Annotated in this window: 4 protein-coding genes and 4 tRNA genes; 7 read left to right on the forward strand and 1 reads right to left on the reverse strand. The window is 39.5% G+C overall.

Translation table 11 applies throughout. The features are described from left to right. Positions 1-727: 727 nt before the first annotated feature. Positions 728-1,741, forward strand: a complete 1,014-nt coding sequence (gene murB / locus IEY40_RS19945; RefSeq protein WP_188959335.1) for a UDP-N-acetylmuramate dehydrogenase — start codon at positions 728-730, stop codon at positions 1,739-1,741. Continuing rightward, positions 1,741-2,700: a bifunctional biotin--[acetyl-CoA-carboxylase] ligase/biotin operon repressor BirA gene (birA, locus tag IEY40_RS19950; RefSeq protein ID WP_188959337.1), complete on the forward strand. Its 960-nt coding sequence runs from the start codon at positions 1,741-1,743 to the stop codon at positions 2,698-2,700. The genes murB and birA overlap by 1 nt, the downstream gene beginning before the upstream one ends. Positions 2,701-2,728: 28 nt before the next feature. On the opposite strand, the gene coaA is transcribed toward birA, so the two are convergent. Continuing rightward, positions 2,729-3,679, reverse strand: coding sequence for a type I pantothenate kinase (gene coaA, locus IEY40_RS19955; protein WP_188959339.1), 951 nt, complete (start codon positions 3,677-3,679; stop codon positions 2,729-2,731). Positions 3,680-3,901: 222 nt separating this feature from the next. Here coaA and IEY40_RS19960 point away from each other — a divergent pair. From IEY40_RS19960 to IEY40_RS19980, 5 genes are all read left to right on the forward strand, one after another. Beyond that, positions 3,902-3,977 (forward strand) — tRNA-Thr (locus IEY40_RS19960). 8 nt (positions 3,978-3,985) lie between these two features. Further along, positions 3,986-4,070: transfer RNA gene (locus IEY40_RS19965), tRNA-Tyr, on the forward strand. Positions 4,071-4,105: 35 nt separating this feature from the next. Further along, a tRNA-Gly gene (locus IEY40_RS19970) sits at positions 4,106-4,179 on the forward strand. Between the two features lie 10 nt (positions 4,180-4,189). After that, positions 4,190-4,265 (forward strand) — tRNA-Thr (locus IEY40_RS19975). 109 nt (positions 4,266-4,374) lie between these two features. Beyond that, positions 4,375-4,534, forward strand: a 160-nt coding sequence (locus tag IEY40_RS19980) for a GTP-binding protein (protein ID WP_229777175.1), incomplete at its 3' end; no start/stop codon positions are given.

Raw genomic sequence — 4,534 nt, forward strand, 5'->3', positions numbered from 1 at the left:
GCGTTGAGCTAACTTGTACTAATGACCCGTGAGGCTTAACCATACAACCCAGATGGGTTTTACTGACCTTAGTGGTTAGAATAGAGCGCTTAAATAGTGTGATAACTCAAGTAAGCTTTAATAAAGCTTAATCAGCTTTTCGAATTATTATTTAATGCTTGAATGAGCGTTAGATAGAAAAATTTGTCTGGAAACCATAGAGCTTCATTTCCAGACGCCTAATTTCTCTGAAAAGAGAGTGATGAGCCCGTTGCTAACGCAACGGGCTTTTTTACGTCTGAAATTTGAGTGTTGAATGGGCATGATAACAGTGTGGTCGATATGCCCATGCGAGAGTAGGTCATTTCCAGGCGCCTAATTTCTCTGAAAAGAGAGTGATAACCCGTTGCTAACGCAACGGGCTTTTTTACGTCTGAAATTTGAGTGTTGAATGGGCATGATAACAGTGTGGTCGATATGCCCATGCGAGAGTAGGTCATTTCCAGGCTATTCATTTCTCACAGAAGAAAGTGTAAAGCTCGTGACTCATAGAAAGAGTTATCTTAATGTTCGACTTGATATTATATTCAAATTAAATGTCGGTGTAGGTTAATGTAATGGTTTTAATATGCCAAATATAACTAAGGCACATCAGTGTTAAGAAGTGTATTAAGTTTTAAATAGAAACTCGCTAATCAAATTTATTTTCCCTGTTACAATGTGTCATTATTTTTAGATTGATTATTTTATGCTTACTTCGTTAGCTCCACTCAATACATTTGGCCTTCAACAATATTGTTCATCTCTAGTTCGCGTGGTTTCAAAGTCCGAACTGATTGATGTTTGTACCGATTTATACTCAAAGCAGTTACCCATGCTTATACTTGGTGGTGGGAGTAATTTGGTGTTTACTACTGACTACCGAGGTACAGTCGTCAATATCGCGACCAAAGGTATTACAATGGCAATGGACACTGACTACTATTACGTTAGTGTTCAAGCTGGTGAAAATTGGCATGATCTAGTTGAATTCTGTTTAGCTAATCAGATTAATGGCCTTGAAAATATGGCACTTATCCCTGGTACTGTTGGTGCTGCACCTATACAAAACATTGGTGCATATGGCGTGGAATTTAATCGTTTTTGTCATGCGATAGAGTTTTTACGATTAGATAGCAATGACCTACAAGTGTTCAGTAATGAACAGTGCCATTTTAGTTATCGTGAGTCTATTTTTAAGCAGGAACTAAAAAATTTAGCCGTAGTCACTGAAGTTACATTAAAACTGCCTAAGCAATGGCAACCAGTATTGGATTATGGTCCGCTACAAAATATGGATCCACAAACAGTAACTGCAAAACAGATTTTTGACTGCGTATGTCAAGTTCGCCAATCTAAGCTGCCAGATCCTAAAGTTTTGGGCAATGTAGGAAGTTTCTTTAAAAACCCTATAGTCACTTGTAATGAATTTATTGAGCTAAGAGTTGAATTTCCAACAATTGTTGCTTACGAGCAAGTTGATGGGCAATACAAACTAGCAGCCGGTTGGCTTATTGAACAGGCAGGGCTGAAAGGGTTTCGACTTGGAGATGCAGCAGTACATCAAAATCAGGCTCTGGTTTTAGTTAACATGGGATCAGCAACTGGTGAAGAGGTATGCCAGTTAGCACGCCATATTATTGATGTTGTATTTAATAAGTTTGCGGTAACGTTACAGCCTGAGCCAAGAATTATAGGGCCCGATGGGGAGATTAAAATCTAATGAATGAACACTGGTTACGTAAGAGACAGATATTAGCTTGTTTGAGTCATAAAGGTTTTGTCTCTGGTGAGGCTATAGCAAAGAAACTATCACTAACTAGGGCAGCAATAAACCAACATATTGATGCGCTTAAAGATTATGGAGTTGAAATTTATAGCGTAAAAGGCAAAGGGTATAAACTGGCTAACGCAATATCATTAATCAATGAAAGTGAGTTAGTCAATAATATAGATAATCGCTGTTTTTACTTTGATGAAACTAATAGCACCAATGCTTTTATGTTAAACCATGCTTCGGAGCTCGAGTCTGGTGATATTTGTGTCGCTGAATACCAATCAGCAGGACGTGGACGGCGAGGGCGTCAGTGGTTGTCTCCATATGGCCATCATATGTATGCTTCTTTGTTTTGGCGTCTAAATTTGGATATTTCAAATGCTAGCGGCTTAAGTTTAGTCGTTGGATGTTCAATTGTTAAAACCTTGCAAGAATTAGGTGTCGAAGGATTAGGTGTTAAATGGCCTAATGACATTTATCTAGAACACAAAAAGTTAGCCGGTATTCTCATTGAGTTGAGCCATCACTCAGATAGACAGACAGAGTTAGTCATAGGTTTCGGGATTAATATGAGTATGTCTGTGGAGCAAGGTGAATTAATTGATCAGCCTTGGAGTGATCTGTCTGCTATGGATAATATGCCAGATAAAACGATGCTTGTGGTTAAAATACACCAACAATTGAAACGTGATTTAGTATTATTTGAACAGCAGGGCTTAGATGCGTTTTTACAACGTTGGAATAACAATGATTTATTCATTAATCGCGAGGTTACGCTATTAATGGCGCCTAATGCCGTTACTGGCATATGCCGTGGTATCGATAAACAAGGAGCGATCTTGTTAGAGAATGATCAAGGAACAAACGCATTTGTGGGTGGAGAGATAAGTTTAAGAGCAAACTAAAGCCTATTAAATAGGCTTATAATCGTATTTATTTGCGTAACAATACTTTATTCATTAAGTGATTTTGACCTTTTTGTAAAATCAGGTGTGCTCTTTCTCTTGTCGGTTGGATATTGAGTTGCAAATTGGGACCATTGATTGTGTCCCAAATATTAGCCGCAACTGTATTTGCTTCATCGTCACTAAGTGAAGAATAGTGATGAAAAAATGAATCAGGATCGCTAAAGGCACCTTTTCTGAACTGTAAAAACCTTTGTTTATACCATTGTTTTAATAGTGTTTCATCGGCATCTACGTAAATAGAAAAATCAACAAAGTCAGAAACAAAAGGGCGCCTTGTATCTATGGGCGTGTCCAGTCCAGTTTGCAATACATTGAGACCTTCTAGGATCAAAATGTCAGGCTGACGGATTGCTTGATGTTCATCATGGCATCTATCATAAGTGACATGCGAATATAATGGTGCCAAAACTTCTTTATTACCCGATTTAACGGCAGAAATAAATTCAACTAACATTTTCATGTCATAGCTCTCTGGGAAGCCTTTACGTTGCAATAACCCCTTACGTTTAAGATCTGCAAGCGGATATAAAAAACCGTCAGTGGTGACAAGATCTACTTTTGGGTGTTCGGGCCAACGTTGTAATAAAGTTTGTAAAATACGGGCTGTAGTGCTTTTACCAACAGCTACACTGCCAGCAATACTAATAATATAAGGACTAGGGGAATTCTTTTGTTCCAGGAATTTGCCAAGTACAAGGCCGCGTTGTTGTTTTGAGCCTACAAAGAGATTTAATAAACGGCTTAGAGGAAGATAAATGTCAGTGACTTCATCGAGTGACAGCTTCTCATTCATACCACGAAGGTTTTCGAGTTCTGTTTGGCTCAATGTGAGTGGCACTGATTTGCGTAATTCAGCCCAATGCTCGCGCTGAAAAGCAAAGTAAAGTGCATCTTGTATTGAGTTTATTGAAGTCATAACCATTCCTCTAGGTTGGTCAGGCACATTACACTATCGAATAATAGGCGACAATACTTTGATATTGATTTATGGTCATGTGTAATATATTCGGCTAGAAATTGCGCTTCATTTCAAAAAAGAGTGTAAAAAAGCGCCATTTGAAACTTTTTTTAAGTTTTTTCGCATTTATCTATTGCACTCCTGAGCACATTTACCTAATATCCGAACCCGAAATGACACGCCGGCATAGCTCAGTTGGTAGAGCAACTGACTTGTAATCAGTAGGTCCCGAGTTCGACTCTTGGTGCCGGCACCATTTTCTCTGGAGGGGTTCCCGAGTGGCCAAAGGGATCAGACTGTAAATCTGACGGCTCAGCCTTCGAAGGTTCGAATCCTTCTCCCTCCACCATTTTCTAGGTAGTTAGGTAGCCTATGTTAGGTTGCGCGGATGTCGTATAATGGTATTACTCCAGCCTTCCAAGCTGATAACGCGGGTTCGATTCCCGCCATCCGCTCCAAAATTTGATTGCTGATATGGCTCAGTTGGTAGAGCGCACCCTTGGTAAGGGTGAGGTCGGCAGTTCGAATCTGCCTATCAGCACCAGCCTGTCATACTAACTCCTTAACGATAATCGATTCGATGTCATATTAATGCATCGGATTTTTACTATATGTGTGTTTTCATCACCAAACTATTGGATTGAGGCGATACCATGGCAAAAGCTAAATTTGAACGTAAAAAGCCCCACGTAAACGTAGGCACCATCGGTCACGTTGACCATGGTAAAACAACTCTTACAGCAGCTATTTCAGCTGTATTGTCTAAGACTTATGGTGGTGAAGCTCGTAACTTCGCACAAATCGATAACGCTC

It is taken from the genome of Shewanella ulleungensis, assembly GCF_014648315.1.
Taxonomy (GTDB): domain Bacteria; phylum Pseudomonadota; class Gammaproteobacteria; order Enterobacterales; family Shewanellaceae; genus Shewanella; species Shewanella ulleungensis.

Excerpts from the sequence above, each read along its gene's own strand:
- murB (WP_188959335.1), top strand. The coding sequence starts at position 728 with ATGCTTACTTCGTTAGCTCCACTCAATACATTTGGCCTTCAACAATAT.
- birA (WP_188959337.1), top strand. The coding sequence starts at position 1,741 with ATGAATGAACACTGGTTACGTAAGAGACAGATATTAGCTTGTTTGAGT.
- coaA (WP_188959339.1), bottom strand. The coding sequence starts at position 3,679 with ATGACTTCAATAAACTCAATACAAGATGCACTTTACTTTGCTTTTCAG.